Annotated in this window: 21 protein-coding genes; 12 read left to right on the forward strand and 9 right to left on the reverse strand. The window is 65.7% G+C overall.

Going from position 1 to position 20,942, the window contains the following annotated elements; translation table 11 throughout:
- Positions 1-11: 11 nt before the first annotated feature.
- Positions 12-176, reverse strand: coding sequence for a hypothetical protein (locus tag QQK63_RS13290; protein ID WP_277828909.1), 165 nt, complete (start codon positions 174-176; stop codon positions 12-14).
- A gap of 166 nt (positions 177-342) precedes the next feature.
- Positions 343-1,953, reverse strand: coding sequence for a bifunctional metallophosphatase/5'-nucleotidase (locus QQK63_RS13295; protein WP_277828911.1), 1,611 nt, complete (start codon positions 1,951-1,953; stop codon positions 343-345).
- 123 nt (positions 1,954-2,076) lie between these two features.
- Here QQK63_RS13295 and QQK63_RS13300 point away from each other — a divergent pair, with 123 nt between their 5' ends.
- Both QQK63_RS13300 and QQK63_RS13305 read left to right on the forward strand, forming a co-directional pair.
- On the forward strand, positions 2,077-2,412 hold the full coding sequence (locus QQK63_RS13300; RefSeq protein ID WP_277828913.1) for a DUF952 domain-containing protein: 336 nt from the start codon (positions 2,077-2,079) through the stop codon (positions 2,410-2,412).
- Between the two features lie 4 nt (positions 2,413-2,416).
- Positions 2,417-3,469, forward strand: coding sequence for a quinone-dependent dihydroorotate dehydrogenase (locus QQK63_RS13305; RefSeq protein WP_277828915.1), 1,053 nt, complete (start codon positions 2,417-2,419; stop codon positions 3,467-3,469).
- 72 nt (positions 3,470-3,541) lie between these two features.
- On the opposite strand, the gene QQK63_RS13310 is transcribed toward QQK63_RS13305, so the two are convergent.
- From QQK63_RS13310 to QQK63_RS13320, 3 genes are read right to left on the reverse strand one after another with little or no spacing between them, the layout of a single operon-like run.
- Positions 3,542-4,855, reverse strand: a complete 1,314-nt coding sequence (locus QQK63_RS13310) for an MATE family efflux transporter (protein ID WP_277828917.1) — start codon at positions 4,853-4,855, stop codon at positions 3,542-3,544.
- Complete coding sequence (locus tag QQK63_RS13315; protein WP_277828919.1) at positions 4,848-5,357, reverse strand: PaaI family thioesterase; 510 nt, start codon at positions 5,355-5,357, stop codon at positions 4,848-4,850. The genes QQK63_RS13310 and QQK63_RS13315 overlap by 8 nt, the downstream gene beginning before the upstream one ends.
- Positions 5,354-5,839, reverse strand: a complete 486-nt coding sequence (locus QQK63_RS13320; protein ID WP_277828921.1) for a PaaI family thioesterase — start codon at positions 5,837-5,839, stop codon at positions 5,354-5,356. Before QQK63_RS13320 ends, QQK63_RS13315 begins: the two co-directional genes overlap by 4 nt.
- Before the next feature lie 146 nt (positions 5,840-5,985).
- Between QQK63_RS13320 and QQK63_RS13325 the strand changes: the two genes are divergently transcribed.
- The 8 genes from QQK63_RS13325 to QQK63_RS13360 all read left to right on the forward strand — a co-directional run bounded on the left by QQK63_RS13325 (position 5,986) and on the right by QQK63_RS13360 (position 14,485).
- Entirely contained in the window at positions 5,986-6,360 is a 375-nt protein-coding gene (locus QQK63_RS13325; RefSeq protein WP_277828923.1) for a MerR family transcriptional regulator, read from the forward strand.
- Positions 6,361-6,458: 98 nt separating this feature from the next.
- A complete protein-coding gene (locus tag QQK63_RS13330; protein WP_277828925.1) occupies positions 6,459-7,424 on the forward strand; it encodes a glycosyltransferase family 61 protein in 966 nt (321 codons plus the stop codon).
- Positions 7,425-7,620: 196 nt separating this feature from the next.
- Positions 7,621-8,022, forward strand: a complete 402-nt coding sequence (locus QQK63_RS13335; RefSeq protein ID WP_277829094.1) for a MerR family transcriptional regulator — start codon at positions 7,621-7,623, stop codon at positions 8,020-8,022.
- A gap of 33 nt (positions 8,023-8,055) precedes the next feature.
- Positions 8,056-9,831, forward strand: coding sequence for an acyl-CoA dehydrogenase C-terminal domain-containing protein (locus QQK63_RS13340; protein WP_277828927.1), 1,776 nt, complete (start codon positions 8,056-8,058; stop codon positions 9,829-9,831).
- A gap of 62 nt (positions 9,832-9,893) precedes the next feature.
- Positions 9,894-10,106, forward strand: a complete 213-nt coding sequence (locus QQK63_RS13345; RefSeq protein ID WP_277828929.1) for a hypothetical protein — start codon at positions 9,894-9,896, stop codon at positions 10,104-10,106.
- Between the two features lie 301 nt (positions 10,107-10,407).
- Positions 10,408-11,040 (forward strand): glutathione S-transferase family protein, encoded by a 633-nt coding sequence (locus tag QQK63_RS13350; protein ID WP_277828931.1) that lies wholly within the window; start codon positions 10,408-10,410, stop codon positions 11,038-11,040.
- Between the two features lie 13 nt (positions 11,041-11,053).
- On the forward strand, positions 11,054-12,265 hold the full coding sequence (locus QQK63_RS13355; RefSeq protein WP_277828934.1) for an acetyl-CoA C-acetyltransferase: 1,212 nt from the start codon (positions 11,054-11,056) through the stop codon (positions 12,263-12,265).
- A gap of 15 nt (positions 12,266-12,280) precedes the next feature.
- On the forward strand, positions 12,281-14,485 hold the full coding sequence (locus QQK63_RS13360; RefSeq protein ID WP_277828936.1) for a 3-hydroxyacyl-CoA dehydrogenase NAD-binding domain-containing protein: 2,205 nt from the start codon (positions 12,281-12,283) through the stop codon (positions 14,483-14,485).
- A gap of 9 nt (positions 14,486-14,494) precedes the next feature.
- Here the strand turns inward: QQK63_RS13360 and QQK63_RS13365 are convergent, their stop codons facing one another.
- Positions 14,495-15,586: an enolase C-terminal domain-like protein gene (locus tag QQK63_RS13365; RefSeq protein WP_277828938.1), complete on the reverse strand. Its 1,092-nt coding sequence runs from the start codon at positions 15,584-15,586 to the stop codon at positions 14,495-14,497.
- Between the two features lie 135 nt (positions 15,587-15,721).
- Here QQK63_RS13365 and QQK63_RS13370 point away from each other — a divergent pair, with 135 nt between their 5' ends.
- Positions 15,722-17,356, forward strand: coding sequence for an AMP-binding protein (locus tag QQK63_RS13370; RefSeq protein WP_277828940.1), 1,635 nt, complete (start codon positions 15,722-15,724; stop codon positions 17,354-17,356).
- Positions 17,357-17,427: 71 nt separating this feature from the next.
- Positions 17,428-18,444, forward strand: coding sequence for a hypothetical protein (locus QQK63_RS13375; protein WP_277828942.1), 1,017 nt, complete (start codon positions 17,428-17,430; stop codon positions 18,442-18,444).
- A gap of 9 nt (positions 18,445-18,453) precedes the next feature.
- Here QQK63_RS13375 and QQK63_RS13380 read toward each other — a convergent pair whose 3' ends face one another.
- The 3 genes from QQK63_RS13380 to QQK63_RS13390 all read right to left on the reverse strand — a co-directional run bounded on the left by QQK63_RS13380 (position 18,454) and on the right by QQK63_RS13390 (position 20,942).
- Positions 18,454-19,257 (reverse strand): hypothetical protein, encoded by an 804-nt coding sequence (locus QQK63_RS13380; RefSeq protein ID WP_277828944.1) that lies wholly within the window; start codon positions 19,255-19,257, stop codon positions 18,454-18,456.
- Positions 19,258-19,326: 69 nt separating this feature from the next.
- Positions 19,327-19,959 (reverse strand): uracil phosphoribosyltransferase, encoded by a 633-nt coding sequence (gene upp / locus QQK63_RS13385; RefSeq protein WP_277828946.1) that lies wholly within the window; start codon positions 19,957-19,959, stop codon positions 19,327-19,329.
- The gene (locus QQK63_RS13390; protein ID WP_277828948.1) at positions 19,956-20,942 is read right to left on the reverse strand and encodes an adenosine deaminase; all 987 of its coding nucleotides are present in this window, start codon (positions 20,940-20,942) and stop codon (positions 19,956-19,958) included. Before QQK63_RS13390 ends, upp begins: the two co-directional genes overlap by 4 nt.

Raw genomic sequence — 20,942 nt, forward strand, 5'->3', positions numbered from 1 at the left:
CATGCCCCGGTTCAACGCCCATAGACGTGTTTCCAGGCGATCTGTTCCGCATCCTCGCGGAAGATGCCGATATCCCATGCCATTTCGCGCGGCAGGCTCGAAATTTCGCGGACGGTCTGGTTATAGGCCGCGCGTTTCGCGGCGGCGGCGCGCAGGCGGGTGATCATCGAAACCATCGGTGGCTCCTTTCCAACATCATTCATCTCTTTGTGGGATGGATATGGTGGCGCTAACGGAACCAACAATTGTCCCGATCCGAAACCCGCCCTGCACCTGCTGCATGGCACGAAAAGGCCGGCGCGAGGATCCCCCGCGCCGGCCCGTCCTTAACCCTGTCGCCGTTTACTCGACGGTGGCGATCCGCCCGTCGGTATAGGGCGTGTAGGGGCTGTTTTCGCCGATATAGGTCGCCACGACCTCTTCCAGACCGGGGCCGAAGTCATAGGCATTCATGCCGTTGGTGGCAAAGACGCTGTAGCCGTCGCCGCCGCCGCGCATGAAGTTGTTGGACACGACGCCATAGGTCGCCGCCGGATCCAGCGCCTCCCAGGTGCCGCCCATGTCGACCTCGGCCGACACGATCCGCGCGCCCGGTTCCCCCGCCGGGTTCCAGGTGAAGCGCATCCCCGACACCTGAGGGAAGCGGCCCGCCACTTCCTCGACCTGGCTCACGCCGTTTTCCAGCGCGGCCAGCACATCGGCGCCGGTCAGCTGAAAGGTCGCCAGCGCATTCTGGAACGGCAGGACGGTAAACACCTCGCCCATCGTCACCTCGCCCGCGTCGATCGAGGCGCGCAGGCCCCCGCTGTTGGCGATAGCGATCTGGATGCCCTGGTCGGCGACGCGCTGCAGCATGGCATCGGCCACCAGATTGCCCATCGGGCATTCCATCACGCGGCAAACGCTGCGGTCGCCCTCGATGAAATCCGAGGTCTCGCCCACGGCGACGGCCATGGCGACATCGATCTCGCCGCCCAGTTCCGCGATACGGGCGGCAATCGTCTCGTCCGGCACCACGCTGGCATCGAGCAGCATTGTGTTGCCATCGGCATAAACCACCTCGCCCGCGTCATCGAAGGTGACGGCCAGGTGGCCAAGGTAGCGCGAATAGGCGCCTGCCTGAACGATCGGCACCATCGCCCCCTCGGGGTTCGAGATCCAAAGCGGATAGGGGCCGTCGCGGTCCGGATCGTCCTTGCTCAGATAGGTGTGCGAATGGCCGCCCACGATCACGTCCAGCCCGGTGACGGCTTCGGCGATCCGGATATCGGCGGGCAGGCCCACATGGGTCAGCGCGATGATCATCGAAACGCCTTCGGCGGTCAGGGCATCCACATCGGCCTGCAGCGCCGCGATCTCTTCCTCGAAGACGACACTGTCCCCGGGCGAGGAAATCTCCATCGTGTCGCGCGTCAGCGCCGAAACGATGCCGACCTGCATCCCGTTCACCTCAAGCACCAGCCGGTCGCCAACCCGCCCGTTCAGCACCGGATCGGCGCTGACATCGAGGTTGCCCGACACCACAGGGAAGCTGACCGTATCGAGCAGCGGCAACAGCCCCTCGGGACCGTTGTTGAACTCGTGATTGCCCAGCGCCATCGCGTCGAAGCCGATGGCTTCCATGAACTCGGCCTCGGCCGCGCCGCGATAGGTGGTGAAGAACAGGCTGCCCTGATATTGGTCACCCGCATCCAGAACCAGCACGTTCTCGCCCGCGGCCTGCAGATCGCCGCGCAACGTGTTGATTGCCGTGGCCACACGCGCCACACCCCCGAAACACTCCCCTGCCGCTTCGTTCTCTGCCGAACAGGTCGACCCCGACCCCGAGATCGACTGGATCCGGCTGTGCAGGTCGTTGATGTGCAGGATATGCAGCGTGGTTTCCGCCGCAACCGGTGCGGCCATTGACAGGCCCGCAACCATCGCGGTGGACCCAAGGATTCGTGCAAGCATTGTTGCTCTCCCGTATGTGTTGGACAGAGATCAGACTGACCGCCCCGGCGGGCCAAGTAAAGCGGAACGGTGACGCTTGCGTAACACTTGACGGCGGGTCATCCGCGCGCCAATGGAGGGCCCATGCGCATCTACAAGATCCTTCACCGGGCCGAATGGGCCGACCTTGACGCCCACGGCGAAACCGCGGGCGCGCCCGTCGATGTCACGGACGGCTTCATCCACTTCTCGACCGCCGAACAGGTCGCTGAGACTGCGGCGCGCCATTTCGCGGGACAAGACGGCCTGATCCTCGCCGCCTTCGAGGCCGAGGCCTTGGGCGAGGCTCTCGTCTGGGAACCGTCCCGCGGAGGCGCGCTTTTCCCGCATCTCTACGGGCCCTTGCGCCGCGCCGATGTGCTCTGGCACGCACCCCTGCCGCTTCAGGGCGGCAGCCATGCATTCCCAGCGGACCTCTGACAGAATGTGGGAGCGTTTCGGCCTATCGGTGATGCAGCGCATGGACCCCGAGCGCGCCCATGCACTGGCCATTTCCGCCCTGCGCACCGGCCTCCTGCCCGCACCCGGCCCGGTCACCTCGCCCCGGCTCGAAACGCGGCTGGCCGGGATGGTGCTTCCCAACCCCGTGGGCCTTGCCGCGGGCTTCGACAAGAATGCCGAGGCCGTGGGCCCGCTCACCCGCGCGGGCTTCGGCTTCGTCGAGGTGGGGGCAGCCACCCCCGTGGCCCAGCCCGGCAATGCCAAGCCCCGGCTCTTCCGCCTGACCGAGGACCGGGCCGCGATCAACCGCTTCGGCTTCAACAACGACGGGATGGAGGCGATCGCCACCCGGCTCGCTACATCCCCCCGCGCGGTGCCCGTCGGCCTGAACCTCGGCGCGAACAAGGAGAGCGCCGACCGCGCGGGCGATTTCGCGCGGGTTCTCGCCCGCTGCGGGGCGCATGTGGATTTCGCCACCGTCAATGTCTCCTCGCCCAACACCGAACGCCTGCGCGACCTTCAGGGACGTGCCGCGCTTGATACGCTGCTTGCGGGCGTGATGGAGGCGCGGGCGGGTCTTGCGACGCCGATCCCGATCTTTCTCAAGATCGCGCCCGACCTCACCCCCGACGATCTGGCCGAGATCGCCGAGGTCGCTCTGGCCCATGGCCTTGCGGGCATCATCGCCACCAACACGACACTCGCCCGCGACGGTCTTTCCAGCCGTCACAAGGGCGAAACGGGCGGGCTGTCCGGCCAGCCGCTCTTCGAGAAATCGACAAGGGTTCTCGCGCAGCTGTCCAAGCTGACGGGCGGCAGCCTGCCACTCATCGGGGTCGGCGGCGTGGCGAATGCCGATCAGGCCTGGGAAAAACTCCGCGCGGGCGCCACGGCGGTGCAGCTCTATACCGCGCTCGTCTATGGCGGCCTGACGCTTGCCGCCCGCATCGCCCGCGACCTCGACGCCCGCGCCCAAGCCGAAGGCATCGCCAGCCTCTCCGAGATCACAGGCACGGGAACCGGCGACTGGACCTGACGCTCCGCGCTTCTCTGTTTCGAAAATATCCCGGGGGAATCGCCAAAGGCGATGGGGGCAGAGCCCCCCTCCCTACCCCGCCGCCCGCTCCAGCGCCGGGTAGCGCAGGCCCAGCGTCAGCCCCCGCAGCACGAAAAACCCTACCAGCGCCGCCCAGAGCCCGTGATTGCCCATCCCCGGCAGCAGCAACACGACCATCACGGCATAGCCTGTGAAACTGACCGCCATCATGTTGCGCATGTCGCGCGTGCGGGTGGCCCCGATGAAGATGCCATCGAGCATCCACGACGCCCAACCGCCCAGAACCGCCGCGATGATCCACGGCAGATAGGTCCGCGCCTCGGCCCGCACGCCCTCGGCCGTGGTCATCTGGTCGATGAACAGCCCCCCCGCCAGCATCAGCAACACCGCCATGCCCCCCGACACGACCAGCCCCCAGAAGCTCGTCAAAAGTGCCGCCCGGCGCAGCGCCGCACGGTCCCGCGCTCCCATCGCGCGCCCCACCAAAGCCTCGGCGGCAAAGGCAAACCCGTCCATCCCGTAGCTCGTCACATAGACGAACTGGATCAGCACCTGATTGGCCGCTAGCGTCGCATCGCCGAAATCCGCCCCCAGAAACAGGAAGGACGAAAATCCAAGCAACAACAAAACGGACCGGATCAGGATATCGGTGTTGACCGATGCCATCCGCCACAGCGCCACCTTGTCGAAGACCCGCGGCCAGTCGCGCCAGTCCCGCACGCCAAAGGCCCGGCGGCACAACCACAGCCCCAGAACAAGCCCGCTCCATTCCGCGATGAACGTACCGAGCGCGACGCCCTCCACGCCCATCTCCAGCCCCATCACGAACCAGACCGACAGCACGATGTTGAGCCCGTTTTGCCATAATTGCAGGACCAGAACCGCGCCGGTGCGCTCCTGCGCGATCAGCCAGCCGGTGATGCCGTAGATCGCGATGGCGGCAGGGGCCGACCAGATGCGCACCTGCAGATAGGCCCGCACCAGCGCCTCCACCTCTTCGCTTGCGGGCGACAGCCACAGCGCGAAGCCGAAGATCGGCGCGCGGAGCGTGATCAACACCAGCCCCGCCGCCCCCCCGATCATCAGGACCCGCGTCAGAAGCGCGGCCACCTCGCCCCGATCACCAGCCCCAATGGCCTGCGCCGCAAGACCCACGGTGCCCATGCGCAAAAAGCCGAAGGCCCAGTAGATCGAGGTCAGGATGACAGCACCCAATCCCACCGCCCCGATGGGGGCGGGATCGCCCAATTGGCCCACCACAGCAGTATCGACCACCCCCAGAAGCGGGATGGTGGCATTGGACAAGACGACCGGCAGCGCGATCCGCAGCACCCGACGGTGGCTCAGGCGGAGTGCCTCAGCCATCGCGGGGCGGCATCAGGAAATGGCCCGTCGCCTGCGCGAACAGCCGTTGGCGATTGTCCTGCCAGGCCTCGACATGCACACTGGCGTAGCGCCGCCCCTGCCGGTTCACCCGCGCCCGCGCATAGGCGTCGCGCGGCAGGCCGGACCGCAGATAATCCACCGTGAAATCAATGGTCTTGGGCAGGCGCGGCAGGGTTTCGGGGCTGAGGCTCTCGGCGGCGATGCGACCGCTTTCGACATCGTCCCACAAGAGGGTAAAGGACAGTTCCATGATCGCCGTCACCTCGAGAAACGACGCGATCGCCCCCCCGTGCAGCGCGGGCAAAAGCGGGTTGCCGATCAGCTTGGGATCATAGCTCAACACGCCGGTCAACTCGTCGCCGCGACGGTCGAAACTGACGCCCAGAAATCCGATATAGGGCACGGCCTCGACCAGTACGGCCAGCGCGCGGTCGCGGCGCTGCTTGATCCGCTCGACGGGCTCGGGCTTGCCCCGGCTCATGGTTTGTCCCCCGATGCAGGTCGCTCGACGGTAAAGGCTCCCGTGGCCGCAGCGACGGGCCGCGATCGGTCCTCGTCCCAGGCCTCGGCCCTCACGAAGGCGACCGAGCGGGTGACATGATAGCATTCCGCCCGCGCCGTGATGCGCTGTCCGGGCGTGGCCGCGCGCATGTAATCGATCCGCAGATCGATGGTCGCGGTGCCCGCCAAGGCCTCGGGGTGGCACATCACCGCCGCGCCCCCGCAGGTATCCATGAGCGCCGAGACCGCGCCGCCATGGATCACCCCGGTCTTGGGGTCGCCCACCAAAGCCGCCGACCATGGCATCGAGATCGTGGCCATTCCGTCGCCGATGTCTTCCAGCCGCATGTCGAGCGCGCCGGAAAACGGGATCGCGGCAATGAACTGGCGCGCGATCCGCGCCTTTTGCGCAATCCCGTCCGCAGGGCCCGCAGCCCCGCCCTCGCCATCCCTGCCCGTCATGCGCGTCGTCCCTTTGCTTTGCCCGTGATCTTCCCTCTGCCCGCACCGGCGCGCAAGCCCCACCAAGCCGGTCTTTGCAGGGACGACGCTGGCGCCTATGCTGGTCCGTACCAAGGCCGTTACCAAGGGCAGCGATCGGGGGAGTGATGGGCAAGGACACCCGGCTGAGTTTCAAGGAAATGTGCGCGCGCTTCGATGTGACACCGCGCACGCTCAGGCATTACGAATACATCGAGCTTCTGTTTCCCGAACGCGAGGGACGGGCGCGCTACTACGGCCCGCGCGAAGTGGCGCGGATGACCCTGATCCTGCGCGGCCGCCGGTTCGGCTTCGCGCTCGAGGAAATCCGCCAATGGCTCGAGATGTATGACGCCGACCCCCAGGGCGCGCGCCAGCGCGAGGCCTGGCTGGCGCTGGCCGACCGGCAATTGGCCGAACTCGACAAACGCCGCCGCGACCTCGACGAGATCATCGACGAGTTGCAGAGCCTGCGCGACCAGACCGAGGCGAGTTGGGGCTGAGGCGGCGGGCGGGCGTTTATAGCCCTGTGTAAAAAGTGAGACTTTGTGCAATGATACCGGGGCAAAGCGGCTTCCTGTCCGATCTCAAGACAGACCTGATGAAATGGCGGCTGCAACGGTTTGGCCCCCGCCCCAAACTTTGGCATCTGCGCTGTCGCACCGTTGTGCCGCATCGCTGGGAGGGTCCCAATACGCTGCGCATGGGAAGCTATGGGCCAGATGGGCGTTTAGATCCGGAAACCGCACTTTTTCGTCGCTATCATCCTCGCAAGAAGCACCAACTTGGACAGGCATATAACGAGATCGCGACGAATTCGCCCCGTATTGCATCCGCAGTCTTCGCCGGTCCTTTGTTTCCAGCCTTCGGACACTTTCTTCTCGAAAGCCTGGCCAGATTGTGGGCGGTTGATCGCTTTCCGGATCGCCCGATCCTCTGGAGCGTCGGACCAGGCGCCAAACAAGACAGCCTTCACCCATGGATGCGCGATATTCTCGACCTTCTTGGCGTGACGAACCCAATCCTGATGATCAATTCACCCATCATCGTGGATGAGCTGATAGTTCCAGCGCCCGGATACGAAATCCAGTATCGTTTTGGGGCCCACCACTTCAGATTTCTCGGAAAGGTCAATCACAAGCCAGAACCGAACCGGAAACTCTGGCTATCGCGCGCAGGTGTGGAAGAGGCGGAAAACACCGGACGGACCGCGCTTGAGGAAAGCTTGACCCAACGTGGGTGGGAAGTGATGCGGCCCGAAACCATGACAATCCGTGACCAAATGGAGGCTCTTTCTTGCGCGGAGCGGATCGCGGGAGAACAGGGCTCGGCCCTACACAGCCTGATCCTGTTACGGCGACCTAAGCGTCTCCGCTTGGATGTCTTTGCACGTGACCCTGCTTTGGATGGCCACGCCATAAACGCAAATCAACATACTATCTGCGCCCGACTTGGGATCGACTATCGGTTACACAGAATGGCCGAGGAATCCGTTGAGGCCCGGAAAGGCACACGCGTTACGAAAACCTACGGGCCGCCCGAGGCCTATTTGAACAGACTGGATTGAGCGAAGGGCGCTCGAACCAACAATACCAGACCTCACAAAATTGCGCCTTCCCCAGCGTCAGCTTTCCTGACGTTTCGTCACCCTGCAAAGTGACGCGACGTTCCGTTTACGTCAACGTCATCCTGTCTTGTAAAGATATCCCCGACTCGCACATCCAGACGGCAGAAACCCCATGTTCGACACGGAAGATCCGACCATGACCGCCGATACGATGACCATCCGCCAGATGTGCGACGCCTTCGAGGTGACGCCGCGTACCCTGCGCTTCTACGAACAAAAAGAGCTTCTGTTTCCGATCCGTCAGGGCCAGAAACGCCTGTTCACCAAGCGCGACCGCGCCCGGCTCACGCTGATCCTGCGGGGCAAGCGGTTCGGCTTCAGCCTCGAGGAAATCCGCCAGCTGCTCGACCTCTACTACGTGGGCGACCAGCAGGCGACGCAGCTGTCGCGCACCATCGCCATCGCGCGCGACCGCCTGACCGACATGGAACGCCAGCGCGCCGAACTGGACGTGGCGATCAATGACCTTCAGAGCCAGATGGGCCTCGTCGAGGACATGCTGGCCAGCCTCGGGGGCGCGCGCGACGCCGCCGAGTGACGCTAGAACCGACCGCCGGGAGGATTGAGGACAATGCCGAGCTATACCGCCCCCACCAAGGACATGCAGTTCATCTTGCATGACGTGCTGAAACTCTCGCAGGGCACCACGCCCGGCTATGCCGATCTCGACCGCGACTTCACCGCCGCGATCCTCGAAGAGGCGGGCAAGATCGCCTCCGAGGTTCTGGCCCCCCTGAACCCGGTGGGCGACACCGAGGGCTGCCGGCTGGAGAACGGCGTGGTCTACACCCCGCCGGGGTTCAAGGCCGCCTTCGAGCAGATGAAGGAAAACGGCTGGCCCGGCATCGACATGCCCGAAGACTTCGGCGGTCAGGGAATGCCCTATGTTCTGGGCACAGCTGTGGGCGAGTTCTTCTCCGCCGCCAACCAGGCCTTCACCATGTACCAGGGCCTGACCCACGGCGCGGCCTCGACCATCCTCGCACACGGGACCAAGGCGCAGAAAGAGACCTACCTGCACAAGATGGTCGCCTGCGACTGGACCGGCACCATGAACCTCACCGAACCGCATTGCGGCACGGATCTTGGCCTGATGCGGACCAAGGCCGAACCGCAGGCCGACGGCAGCTACAAGATCACCGGCCAGAAGATCTTCATCTCGGCCGGCGAACACGACATGGCCGAGAACATCATTCACCTCGTCCTCGCCAAGATCCCCGGCGGACCGGAAGGCATCAAGGGCGTCTCGCTCTTCATCGTGCCGAAATTCCTCGTGAACGAGGATGGCAGCCTCGGCCCCCGCAACGGCGTCTCCTGCGGCAAGATCGAGGAGAAGATGGGCATCCACGGCAATGCCACCTGCGTGATGAATTACGACGGGGCGACCGGCTACCTTCTGGGCGAAGCGCACAAGGGTATGCGCGCCATGTTCACCATGATGAACGAGGCCCGGCTCGGCGTCGGCATGCAGGGCGTGGCGCAGGCCGAGATCGCCTTCCAGAACGCGCTGGCCTATGCCAAGGACCGTCTTCAGGGCCGCGACATCACCGGGGTCAAGAACCCCGAGGGCCCCGCCGATCCGCTGATCGTTCACCCCGACATCCGCCGCAACCTGATGGAGCAGAAAAGCTTCGTCGAAGGGGGCCGCGCTTTCCTCCTTTGGGGCGCCACGCTGATCGACGCGGCGCATCGGTCGGGCGACACGGATGCCGATGGCCTGATCTCGCTGATGACGCCCGTCATCAAGGGCTTCCTGACCGACAAGGGCTTCGACATGACCGTACAGGCCCAGCAGGTCTATGGCGGCCATGGCTACATCGAGGAATGGGGCATGTCGCAATATGCCCGCGACGCCCGCATCGCGATGATCTACGAAGGCGCCAACGGCGTGCAGGCGCTCGACCTCGTTGGCCGCAAGCTCGCGCAGGACGGCGGCAAGCATGTCATGGCCTTCTTCGACATGGTGAAAAGCTTCTGCAAGTCGGCCGCCGAAACGGACGGAATGGGCGAATTCGTCGAACCGCTCAAGCGCGCCTCCAAGGATCTGCAGACCGCCGGCATGTATTTCATGCAAGAAGGGATGAAGAACCCCAATGCCGCGCTCTCGGGCAGCTATGATTTCATGCATCTCTTCGGCCATGTCTGCCTTGGCCTGATGTGGGCGCGCATGGCCGAAGCCGCGCTCGCCGCATTGGCCGCGGGCACGGATGACCCGGACTTCCACCGCACCAAGCTCGCCACCGCGCGCTTCTACATGGCCCGGCAACTGCCGATGACCGCGACGCATCTGGCGCGCATCCAGTCGGGGGCGGAGCCGGTGATGGCGCTCGACGCCGCGAACTTCTAGGCTCTGGTCCGGGCCGTGCCGACCCGGCGCGGCCCACCAAACCCCGAGGGAGGAGAACCACGATGCCCAAGCGCCTGCGGCTCACCCGCCGCCCCAACATCGCGATGAGCGAGGACGGCTACCGCAAACTCCGCACCCTCTCGCAAGAGGCGGGCCTCGATGCGGGCGAGTTTCTGTCCTTTCTTTTCGAGAATTGGGGCAGCGTGATCCACGAGGAAAAGCTCGTCGCGCGTCTGAGGCTCTTCAACTCCGAACTCGAGGAACGCAAGGCGTGAGGGGGCATCGCCTCGTCCGGGCAGCAGTTGCGGCGGCACCCGTGCGGCTTCCGTATTTGGGGGAAGATGAAGGGGCAAGATCAGTGCCCTGCCCGGCCGAGTGTTCGCCAGCAACGTCCGGACGCCGAGGCGCGCTGCACGACCGGGCAGGACACCTTCACCTTCCGCGGTCATCGGCTCGGCAGCCTGTACCGCACCCTCATCATGGCGCGTTAACCTTAATAGAAGGTTACGAGCCTTCATCTTCCTCCAAATACGGCGGCACGACGGTGGCCGCGACAGCACAGGCAGGAACAACGCGATGACCAACACGCTCTATTGCTTCGGCGAATCCGGCAATGCCTACAAGGCGGCGCTGGCGCTGACACTCGGCGGCATCGACTGGACCGCGCGGCATGTCGATTTCTTCAACGGCGCCGCCCGCAGCCCCGAATTCCGCGCAATCAACCCGATGGGTGAGGTGCCTGTCCTCGACGCCGATGGTCTGATCCTGACGCAATCGGGCGTGATCCAGGATTGGGTGATGGACGAAAGCGGCCTGCTTTGCGGCGACGGGTCCAAGGCGACCCGGCGCGAAATCCTGCGCTGGACGATCTTCGACAACCAGAAGGTCTCGGGTCAGGCGGGGCCCCTGCGGTTCCTGATGAATTTCCTGCCCGTGGAAAAGCGCCCGGTCGAGGTGATCGGCTGGATGACCGGCCGCCTGAAAGCCGCGCTTCAGGTGTTGGAGGGCGAACTTGCCACCCGCGACTGGCTTGTCGGCGATGCGCTCACCTGCGCCGATATCTCCTGCGCGGGATATCTCTTCTACGATGAACCCTTCAGCTTCGACCGGGCCGATTACCCGGCGATCTCGGCCTGGCTCGACCGCATCGCGGCGACACCGGGCTGGAAACACCCCTACGAGATGATGACGCGGGCCTTTCCCGCCTGACCGGAGACGAGTGATGACCGAGGCCTATATCTACGACGCGATCCGCACCCCCCGCGGCAAGGGCCGCAAGGATGGCGCGCTGCACGAGGTGACGGCGGCGCGGCTTTCGGCGGTGACGCTCAACGCGATCAAGGACCGCAACAACCTCGACGGCCACGCGGTCGAGGATGTGATCTGGGGCAATGTCACGCAAGTCATGGAACAGGGCGGCTGCCTCGCACGCACGGCCGTTCTCGCCAGCGAGCTGGACCAGCGCATCCCCGGCCTTGCGATCAACCGCTTCTGCGCCAGCGGGATGGAGGCGGTGAACCTCGCCGCGAACCAGGTGCGGGGCGGCGCCGGTTCCGCCTATATCGCGGGCGGGGTCGAGATGATGGGCCGCGTGGCCATGGGCAGCGACGGGGCGGCCATCGCCGTCGACCCCTCCATCGCGATGGACACCTATTTCGTGCCGCAGGGCATTTCCGCCGACATCATCGCCACCGAATACGGATTTTCCCGTGACGATGCCGATGCGCTGGCCGTCGAAAGCCAGAACCGCGCCGCCCGCGCCTGGGCCGAAGGGCGTTTCGACAAATCGGTCATCCCGGTGCGCGACATCAACGGGCTGACGATCCTCGACCGCGACGAATACCTGCGCCCCGGCACCGACATGCAAAGCCTCGGCGCGCTCAAGCCCGCCTTCAAGGAGATGGGCGAGATGATGCCCGGCTTCGACCAGATCGCGCTGATGAAATATCCGCATCTCGAAAAGATCGAGCATATCCACCACGCCGGCAATTCCAGCGGCATCGTGGATGGCGCGGCCGCACTCCTGATAGGCAATGCCGAATTCGGCGCGGCCTACGGGCTGAAGCCCCGCGCGAGGATCAAGGCGACCGCCAAGATCGGCACGGACCCCACCATCATGCTCACCGGCCCCGTCCCCGCGACCGAAAAGATCCTCAAGGACAGCGGGATGAGCATTTCCGACATCGACCTCTTCGAGGTGAACGAGGCGTTTTCCTCGGTCGTCCTGCGCTTCTTGCAAGCCTTCGATGTCGACCACGGCAAGGTCAACGTGAACGGCGGGGCCATCGCCATGGGCCATCCGCTGGGGGCCACGGGAGCCATGATCATCGGCACCTTGCTCGATGAACTGGAACGCACCGGGAAAGGCACCGGCCTTGCGACGCTCTGCGTGGCAAGCGGCATGGGTGCCGCCACCATCATCGAACGCGTCTGAGGGGAGTTGAGGGACATGACCGATTTCACCATGCAAGCGGACGCCGATGGCGTCGCCGTCATCACCTGGGACGTGAAGGCCAAATCCATGAACGTCCTCACGCGGGAGGCTTTCGCCCTGGTCGAGGAGTTGCTCGATGCGGCGCTGGCCGACCCGGAGGTCAAGGGCATCGTCATCGCCAGCGGCAAATCCACCTTCGCGGGCGGCATGGACCTCAATACGCTGGCCACGATCCGTGACGAAGCGGGCGACGACCCGGCGCAGGCGCTCTACGATTTCACCATGAACGGCCACCGCATCCTGCGCAAACTGGAACGCGCGGGGCTGGACCCCAAGACGAACAAGGGCGGCAAGCCCATCGCTTGCGCCATCCCCGGCACCTGCGCGGGCATCGGTACGGAAATCGCGTTGGCCTGCCACCGCCGGATCATGGCCGATGACCCCAAGGCGCGCATCGGCCTGCCCGAGATCCTCGTTGGCATCTTCCCCGGCGGCGGTGGCACGACCCGCTATTCCCGCATGGTCGGCGCGATGCAGGCGGCCCCCGTCCTCCTCGAAGGCAAGATGCTCGCTCCCAAGGCCGCGAAATCCGCGCAATTGATCGACGAGGTGGTCGCGCCCGAGGATCTGCTCGCCCGCGCCAAGGAATGGGTCCTGTCGGCCACCGACGCCGATATCGTCAAACCCTGGGACCAGAAGGGCTGGAAGATGCCGGGCGGCGCGCCCTATCATCCGGCGGGCTTCATGACCTTTGTCGGCGCCTCCGCCATGATCAACGGCAAGACCAAGGGCGTCTACCCGGCGGCCAAGGCGCTCCTGTCGGCGGTCTACGAAGGCGCGCTCGTCGATTTCGACACGGCGCTCCGGATCGAAACGCGCTGGTTCGTCTCGGTCCTGATGAACCCCTCCTCCTCGGCGATGATCCGGTCGCTCTTCCTCAACAAGGAGGCGCTGGAAAAAGGTGCCAACCGCCCCGCCGTTCCCGATCAAAGGGTCGCGAAACTGGGCGTTCTGGGGGCCGGCATGATGGGGGCGGGCATCGCCTATGTCGCGGCCAATGCCGGGATCGAGGTCGTACTGATCGACGCGGCGCAGGATGCCGCCGGCCGGGGGAAAGCCCATGCCGAAAGCCTCCTCGACAAGGGGATGAAGCGCGGCAAGGTCACGCCCGAGAAAAAGGCCGAGGTGCTGGGCCGCATCCATGCCACGACCGATCATGCCGCCCTTGCGGGCTGCGACCTGATCGTCGAAGCCGTGTTCGAGGATGTGGGCGTCAAAGCCGAGGTCACGAAAATGGTGCTCTCGGTCGTGGGCCCCGATTGCATCTTTGCCACCAACACCTCCACCCTGCCGATCACCGAACTGGCCAAGGCATCCGATAGCCCTGAGCATTTCATCGGCATCCATTTCTTCAGCCCCGTCGACAAGATGGCGCTGGTCGAAATCATCAAGGGCGCAAAAACCGGGGATCGGGCCGTGGCCAAGGCGCTCGATTTCGTGCGCCAGATCCGCAAGACGCCCATCGTGGTTAACGACGCGCGCTTCTTCTACGCCAACCGCTGCATCATCCCCTACATCAACGAGGGGATCCGCATGGTGGCCGAGGGCGTGGCCCCTGCCCTGATCGAGAATGCCGCCAAACTGGTCGGTATGCCCCTTGGCCCCCTGCAGCTGACCGATGAAACCTCGCTCGATCTGGGCGCCAAGATCGCCAAGGCCACCAAGGCTGCGATGGGCGCAGCCTATGACGATACCGTCGATCCCGTGATCTTCGGCATGGTCGACGCCGGTCGTCTGGGCCGCAAATCCAACGCGGGCTTCTACGCCTATGACGAGAGCGGCAAGCGTCTGGGCCTCTGGGACGGTCTGGCCGACCATTACCCCCTGGCCGCCGATCAACCCGAGCTGGTCGAGGTGCAGCACCGCCTGCTCTTCGCGCAGGTGCTGGAGGCCGTCCGCGCGCTGGAGGAAGGCGTCCTGACCGACATCCGAGAAGGCGATGTGGGCGCGATCCTTGGCTGGGGCTTTGCGCCCTGGTCGGGTGGCCCGTTCAGCTGGCTCGACATCCTCGGCACACCCTATGCCGCGGAACGCTGCGACCAGCTTCAGGCGGCCTATGGCGACCGCTTTGCCTGCCCCGCGCTCCTGCGTGAGATGGCCGACAAGGGGCAAAGCTTCTACGGCCGCTTCGGCGCGGGCGTGGACAGCAAGGCCGCCTGAGGCCTTGCCCTACCCCACCCGGCAGGCGGCCAAGGCCGCCTCGTCGGGTGCAAGCCCCAGACCCGGGGCCTCCGACACCACCAGCATCCCGCCCGACATTTCGGGCGGGCGCGCCATCAACAGCCGCGCGATGCGCGCCTGCGCCCGGTGCAATTCCACCGAACCCGCGCCCATCGCTCCGCACATCCAGTGCAGGTTGACGATATCCCAACCTCCCGCAGGCGATACCGCACACCCCCGCGCCTCAGCCGCACGGGCCAGGGCCACCGCCGCCCCGATCCCACCCGCGAAAACCGCATTGGGCTGGATCACGGCAACACCCGCCTCGGCCAGCAACTCGAACCGCTCGGGCGATTGCTCCATCTGCCCCGCCCCCAGCGGCACGATCCCCTCCGCCGCCAGCTTGGCCAGCGCATGGCGGTCATTGCCGCGCACAGGCTCCTCCAGAAAGCTCAACCCCAGATCAGCCGCGCCCCGCGCAAATTCCAGCGCGCTCTCCAGATCCCAGCCGCAATTGGCATCCGCGATCAGCGCGGCTTCGGGCCCGATCGCCTCCCGCACCGCCCAGACCCGCGCGATATCCTCCGCCACGCTCCGCCCCTTGGCGGCGACCAGCACCTTGACCCCATGCGCCCCCGCTGCGACCTCCGCCGCGCAGGCCTCGACCAGCGCGCCCATCTCCAGCGCCGGAAAGCCGCAGGTCACATCGACCGGCGCGCCGTCCCTCACGCCTCCCAGCATCGCCGCCACGCTTTTCCCCGCGCGCTTGCCCGCAAGATCCCAAAACGCGACCTCAAGCGCCGATAGCGCCGAGATGACGACCCCCGTCATCCCCCGTGGGTTCAGCTTGCGCGCCAGCTCGGGCAGGGTGACAGGCCCCGCCAGCGCCTCGGCCACGGCCCCGTTCAACAGATGCGCCACCTCTGCCGCGCAGAACCGGCCCGTAAAGCCCTCGCCCGTGATGCCATCGCCATCCCTGACCTTGACCCGGACAAAAGTGAAACTGTCCTCGCCCGCATAGGGCGCCGGATCGCCCGGTGCCGCCCCCGCCCGATGGACCCCCGCCTCGACCCTCAACGGCCCCGTGATCTCCGGTCCCATCCGCACCTCCCTCTTCCCTGCGGCGGACCATAGCCGCACGAAACCCGGCCCGAAAGCCACCCCGACCCCTTTCCTTTTCTTGCGCGGCGGGCCAAGACTCGCGTCAGAATCTTTCGCAGACAACAGGGGGTGGCCATGGGCTGGATGAAGGACGAGACCGGGCTGGAAAAGCGCGCCGCCAACCATGTGGCGCTGACCCCGCTCAGCCACCTGATCCGCGCGAACCGCATCTTCACCGACCGTCCCGCCCTCGTGGATCGCGGCTTTCGGCTGACTTATGGCGAACTCTACACGCGCGTCACCCGCCTCGCCTCGGCGCTGGCCAAACGCGGCGTAAACCCCGGCGATGTCGTGGCCGCCGTCATGCCCAACACCGCCCCCCACGTGGAGGCGCATTGGGCCGTCCCCGCCTGCGGCGCGGTGCTGAATTCCATCAACATCCGCCTCGATATCGGCACGATCTCCTACATCCTCGACCATGGCGAGGCCAAGGTGGTGCTCGTCGACACCCAATTCCTCGGCGTGGTCGAGGAAGCCATCGCCGCGCAGGAAAACGCCGATCGCCCCCTGATCGTCGAAGTGCCGGACGAGGCGGCGGGCTATCACGCCTCGGGCCGTCACCTGACCTATGACGCGCTGATCGCCGAAGGGGACGCCGACTTCGCGTGGATCATGCCCATCGACGAATGGGAAAGCCTTGCGCTCAACTATACCTCCGGCACCACCGGACGGCCCAAGGGCGTGGTCTATCACCATCGCGGGGCCTACCTGATCACCATGGGCACGCCGATCTCGTGGCGGATGACGTTGCACCCCACCTATCTCACCATCGTGCCGCTCTTTCACTGCAACAACTGGTGCCATGTCTGGACCATGCCCGTCGTCGGCGGCACGACCGTGTGCTGCCGCGACATCACCGCGAAAGCCATCTACGATTCCATCGCGGACGAGGGCGTGACCCATTTCGGCGGCGCGCCCATCGTGCTCAATATGCTGGTCAACGCCAAACCCGCCGACCGGCGCGCGTTTTCCCATGTGGTCGAGGTCTTCACCGCCGGTGCGCCGCCTGCCCCCGCCACCCTCGCCGCGATCGAGACCATGGGCTTCAACATCACGCAGGTTTACGGCCTGACCGAAACCTATGGCCCGGCCACCGAATGCACCTTCAAGGATGTCGACTGGGCCAATCTGCACGGCGACGACCGCGCCGCCGTCAAGGCGCGTCAGGGCGTGCCCATGCCCAACATGGACCACATCACCGTCATGGACCCCGACACCATGACCCAGATCCCCATGGACGGCGCGGTGCTCGGTGAAATCATGATGCGCGGCAATTCGGTGATGAAGGGCTATTACAAGAACCCCCGCGCCACGAACGAAGCCTTTGCCGGTGGCTATTTCCACTCCGGCGACATCGCCAAACAGCACCCCGACACCTACGTCCAGATCGCCGACCGCGCCAAGGACATCATCATCTCGGGCGGTGAAAACGTCAGCTCGGTCGAGGTCGAGGGCGTCTTGATGCACCATCCCGCCGTGCTCCTCTCCGCCGTGGTGGCCAAGGCGGACGAGAAATGGGGCGAGGTGCCCTGCGCCTTCCTCGAACTCAAGGAAGGCGCGACCGCGACCGAAGAGGAAATCATCGCCTTCGCCCGGCAACGCCTTGCCGGCTTCAAGACGCCCAAGCGCGTCGTGTTTCAGGAACTGCCCAAGACCTCCACCGGCAAGATCCAGAAATTCGAATTGCGCAAGATCGCCAACAGTCTTTGACAGGCGATCTGCGTTGAGCCGGGGGCCACACAGGTCTATGCTGCTTCCAAACAGGGTCGAGCAGCACGCCCATGACGGTACTTGAGCAATACAAGCGGCTCGAGGCGACGGGCCTCTGGCGAGAGGCACCCGACGCCCAGCGCCGCGAGGTGATCGTGTCGCTGGGTGACGCCACGCTGATGATCTCCACCTTTTCCGAGATTGCCCTGACCCATTGGTCGCTGCCCGCCATCGCGCGCCTCAACCCCGGCCGCCAACCCGCGCTCTACGCGCCCGGGGCCGAGGCCGAGGAACGGCTCGAAATCGACGATCCCGACATGATCGCCGCCATCGAAACCGTGCGCAGCGCCATCGACAAACGCCGCCCGCGCCCGGGCCGCCTGCGGCTCTGGATCGGCGCGGGGTTCGGTGCGCTCCTCTTGGGTCTGGGTGTGTTCTGGCTGCCCGACGCGCTGACGCGCCAGACTGTGGCGCTCCTGCCACCCGCCAGCCGCGAGGCGATCGGGAACCGGCTCTTGCAGGAAATCGGGCGGCTGGCGGGGCCGATCTGCACCAATCCGCGCGGATCGCTTGCGCTGAACCGGCTGGCGCGGCGCACCTTCGGCGATGTGGCCCCCCGCGTGGCCGTCCTGCCCGCCTCCATCCCCGACACTCTCGCGCTTCCGGGCGGCATTCTCGTGGCCAATGCGGGCCTCGTCGAGGATCACGAAACCCCCGAGGTTCTGGCCGGCTACCTGCTCGCCGAGCAGACCCGCAGGACAACGACCGACCCGGTGCTCACGCTGCTGACCGAGGCGGGGCTCGGCACCACCCTGCGCCTTCTGACCACGGGCGAGATCGACAATGACACGCTCTATGCCCATGCCGTGACGCTCTTGTCGCGCGAAACCGGCCCCGTGGACGAAACCGCCCTCCTGTCGCGGTTTGCCAATGCCGGCATCTCGACCACGCCCTATGCCTTTGCGCGCGACATTTCCGGGGAAACCGTTCTGAGCCTGATCGAGGCGAACCCGATCCGAACCGGCCGGGCCGAGCCTCTCCTGCCGGATGCCGACTGGATCACGCTTCAGGATATCTGCGGCCGCTGACGCCCCGCCTCAGGGCCGGATGACCACCAGCTGCGCCGGGATCACCTCCGCCGGGCGCGAGCGCTGTGCAAACAGCGCCATCAGCCCGCGCGGCGCAGGGTCGCTGACCAACCGACGCGGCACCGTGTTCGTCCAGACCTGTTCCATCTGCCGCTGCCCGCCCGCGAAGAACACGCCGCGATAGGGGTTCATCCGCCCGTCATCCCAAGCCGCGCGGTATCCCGGCGGCGGATCGACCTCGTAGCGCACAACCTGCCGGACTTCGCCGCCCGTGGTCCCGAGGCTGCTTTGATCCAGACCGCGCGCGGCATCGCCGGGATGAACCGCCTGCGGGCCGCAGCGCACGCCGGGGCCCGTGAAATAGGGCCGGATGTCGGCGGGAAGGTTGGGACAATTGCCCGCCGCGGCAGGGGCCACTGGCGTGGGCATCGGACGCGGCGTGGTCGCCACCGGTCGCGGGGCCGTCGCCACGGGCCGTGGCACGGTCGCGGCGGGCGCCACGGTCGCAGGGCGGCTGGCGGCGGGCGGCGCCGCCGCGACGCTGGGCGCGGCAGCAGGCGCAGTGCCCGCGATCCGCGTCGGCGATTGGCCGCAGATCTGGCGCCGGTCACGCCCGACGCGCGGCACCCATTCCACGTTCGCGCCCACGCCGACCCGCACAAAGACGCAGCCACGGCTGTCGACATATTGCACGCCCGTATAGCTTGAAGGCGGGGTTTCGGCCGGGACGGCCTGAGCCTGCCCCATCGTCACCGTCCCCAGAAAGGCCACCACGGCCAGCGCGATACCGCGCGTCACTCGTCTCGATTCCATGCAAACCCCCAAGGCTGCGTTGGAAACAGACTGTCCGAAGACATTGCCCAAGTAAAGCCGCACAAACGCCTATTTTGTGCCAAACATGCGGTCTCCCGCATCCCCTAGTCCCGGCACGATATAGCCGTGGTCGTTCAAATGGCTGTCGAGCGCCGCCGTCACGATGGGCACATCGGGATGCGCCTCCTTCATCCGCGCGACGCCCTCGGGGGCCGCCAAAAGGCACAGGAACCGGATGTTGTTCGCCCCCGCCTTTTTCAACAGGTCGATGGCCGCGGCCGAGGAATTGCCCGTGGCCAGCATCGGGTCGACCACGATGGTCAACCGATCCTCCAGCGCATCGGGCACCTTGAAATAATACTGCACCGGTTGCAGCGTCTCGGGGTCGCGGTACAGCCCGATGAAGCCCACCCGCGCATTGGGGATCAGCTCCAGAATGCCATCGAGCAACCCGTTGCCCGCCCGCAGGATCGACACAAGCGCCAGCTTCTTGCCCTCGATCGTGGGGGCGTCCATCTCGCACAGGGGCGTCTCGATCCGCTTGGTCGTCATCGGCATCTCGCGCGTGACCTCGTAGGCCAAAAGCAGGCTGATCTCGCGCAGCAATTGCCGAAACGACTTGGTCGAGGTGTCAGCCTCCCGCATCAGGCTCAATTTATGCTGCACCAACGGGTGATTGACGATGGTCAGATGCTCGGTCATGCGCGGCTGGCCCCCAGTTTCTTGGCGATCTTGTCCTTGGTGGCCGCGTCGCAGAACGCAGCCTCCAGGGCAGTGCGGTTCACCTCGGCGAAAACGTCCTCGTCCCAGCCGAAATGCCGGTTCAGGTTCTCGTAATCCGAGGTCATGGTGATGCCGAAAAACGGCGGGTCATCGGTCGAAACCGTGACCTTCACGCCGCGTTCGCGCAGGCGTTCGATGGGATGGCTGCGCCAATCCTTGTAGACGCCCAGAAAGACATTCGAGCCGGGACAGCATTCCAGAACCACACCATCCTCGGCCAGACGGTCGACCAGCGCCAGATCGTCGATGGCCTGCACCCCGTGGCCGATCCGTTCGGGGTTGAGCGCGTCCAGCGCATCGCGCACCGAGGCCGCACCACCCCATTCGCCCGCATGAACCGTGATCCGCAATCCCGCCTCCCGCGCGCAGTCAAAGGCGTAGCGGAAATCGCCCGGCTTGCCCTTCAACTCGTCGCCCGCCATGCCAAAGCCCGTCAGCCAATCGCCCGCCGTTTCCGCGGCACAAACCGCGATGGGCCGCGACCGGTCCGGCCCGAAATGGCGGATGCAGGTGACGATGCCCCTGAGCGTGATGCCGTGGCTGCGCTCCATATCCTCCGCCGCCTCGCGGATCGCCTGCAGGTAATCGCGCCACGCCCCGACATCGCCGCCGCCGCAGAAATCGGGGCTCAGGAACGTCTCGGCATAGACCACGCCATTGGCCGCACTTTCCTCCAGCACGGCACGCGTCAGCCGCGCGTAATCCTCGGGGCTTGTCAGAACGCTCGTCGCCGCCTCGTAGACCTGCAGGAAATGCCAGAAATCGCGGTAGGTATAGCCGCCATCCTCGCGGAAGATGCCCGACAGGTCGACGTTCTTTTCGCGGGCCAGCCCCCGGATGAAGGCGGGCGGCGCGCCCCCTTCGAGATGCAGGTGCAATTCGACCTTGGGAATCTCTCTCAT

This window comes from Roseicyclus marinus, assembly GCF_030163795.1.
In the GTDB taxonomy this organism is placed as follows: domain Bacteria; phylum Pseudomonadota; class Alphaproteobacteria; order Rhodobacterales; family Rhodobacteraceae; genus Roseicyclus; species Roseicyclus marinus.

What these genes read in the sequence shown, in the direction of transcription:
- QQK63_RS13290 (WP_277828909.1), bottom strand. Translation starts at nt 176, where the DNA reads ATGGTTTCGATGATCACCCGCCTGCGCGCCGCCGCCGCGAAACGCGCG.
- QQK63_RS13295 (WP_277828911.1), bottom strand. Translation starts at nt 1,953, where the DNA reads ATGCTTGCACGAATCCTTGGGTCCACCGCGATGGTTGCGGGCCTGTCA.
- QQK63_RS13300 (WP_277828913.1), top strand. Translation starts at nt 2,077, where the DNA reads ATGCGCATCTACAAGATCCTTCACCGGGCCGAATGGGCCGACCTTGAC.
- QQK63_RS13305 (WP_277828915.1), top strand. Translation starts at nt 2,417, where the DNA reads ATGTGGGAGCGTTTCGGCCTATCGGTGATGCAGCGCATGGACCCCGAG.
- QQK63_RS13310 (WP_277828917.1), bottom strand. Translation starts at nt 4,855, where the DNA reads ATGGCTGAGGCACTCCGCCTGAGCCACCGTCGGGTGCTGCGGATCGCG.
- QQK63_RS13315 (WP_277828919.1), bottom strand. Translation starts at nt 5,357, where the DNA reads ATGAGCCGGGGCAAGCCCGAGCCCGTCGAGCGGATCAAGCAGCGCCGC.
- QQK63_RS13320 (WP_277828921.1), bottom strand. Translation starts at nt 5,839, where the DNA reads ATGACGGGCAGGGATGGCGAGGGCGGGGCTGCGGGCCCTGCGGACGGG.
- QQK63_RS13325 (WP_277828923.1), top strand. Translation starts at nt 5,986, where the DNA reads ATGGGCAAGGACACCCGGCTGAGTTTCAAGGAAATGTGCGCGCGCTTC.
- QQK63_RS13330 (WP_277828925.1), top strand. Translation starts at nt 6,459, where the DNA reads ATGAAATGGCGGCTGCAACGGTTTGGCCCCCGCCCCAAACTTTGGCAT.
- QQK63_RS13335 (WP_277829094.1), top strand. Translation starts at nt 7,621, where the DNA reads ATGACCGCCGATACGATGACCATCCGCCAGATGTGCGACGCCTTCGAG.
- QQK63_RS13340 (WP_277828927.1), top strand. Translation starts at nt 8,056, where the DNA reads ATGCCGAGCTATACCGCCCCCACCAAGGACATGCAGTTCATCTTGCAT.
- QQK63_RS13345 (WP_277828929.1), top strand. Translation starts at nt 9,894, where the DNA reads ATGCCCAAGCGCCTGCGGCTCACCCGCCGCCCCAACATCGCGATGAGC.
- QQK63_RS13350 (WP_277828931.1), top strand. Translation starts at nt 10,408, where the DNA reads ATGACCAACACGCTCTATTGCTTCGGCGAATCCGGCAATGCCTACAAG.
- QQK63_RS13355 (WP_277828934.1), top strand. Translation starts at nt 11,054, where the DNA reads ATGACCGAGGCCTATATCTACGACGCGATCCGCACCCCCCGCGGCAAG.
- QQK63_RS13360 (WP_277828936.1), top strand. Translation starts at nt 12,281, where the DNA reads ATGACCGATTTCACCATGCAAGCGGACGCCGATGGCGTCGCCGTCATC.
- QQK63_RS13365 (WP_277828938.1), bottom strand. Translation starts at nt 15,586, where the DNA reads ATGGGACCGGAGATCACGGGGCCGTTGAGGGTCGAGGCGGGGGTCCAT.
- QQK63_RS13370 (WP_277828940.1), top strand. Translation starts at nt 15,722, where the DNA reads ATGGGCTGGATGAAGGACGAGACCGGGCTGGAAAAGCGCGCCGCCAAC.
- QQK63_RS13375 (WP_277828942.1), top strand. Translation starts at nt 17,428, where the DNA reads ATGACGGTACTTGAGCAATACAAGCGGCTCGAGGCGACGGGCCTCTGG.
- QQK63_RS13380 (WP_277828944.1), bottom strand. Translation starts at nt 19,257, where the DNA reads ATGGAATCGAGACGAGTGACGCGCGGTATCGCGCTGGCCGTGGTGGCC.
- upp (WP_277828946.1), bottom strand. Translation starts at nt 19,959, where the DNA reads ATGACCGAGCATCTGACCATCGTCAATCACCCGTTGGTGCAGCATAAA.
- QQK63_RS13390 (WP_277828948.1), bottom strand. Translation starts at nt 20,942, where the DNA reads ATGAGAGAGATTCCCAAGGTCGAATTGCACCTGCATCTCGAAGGGGGC.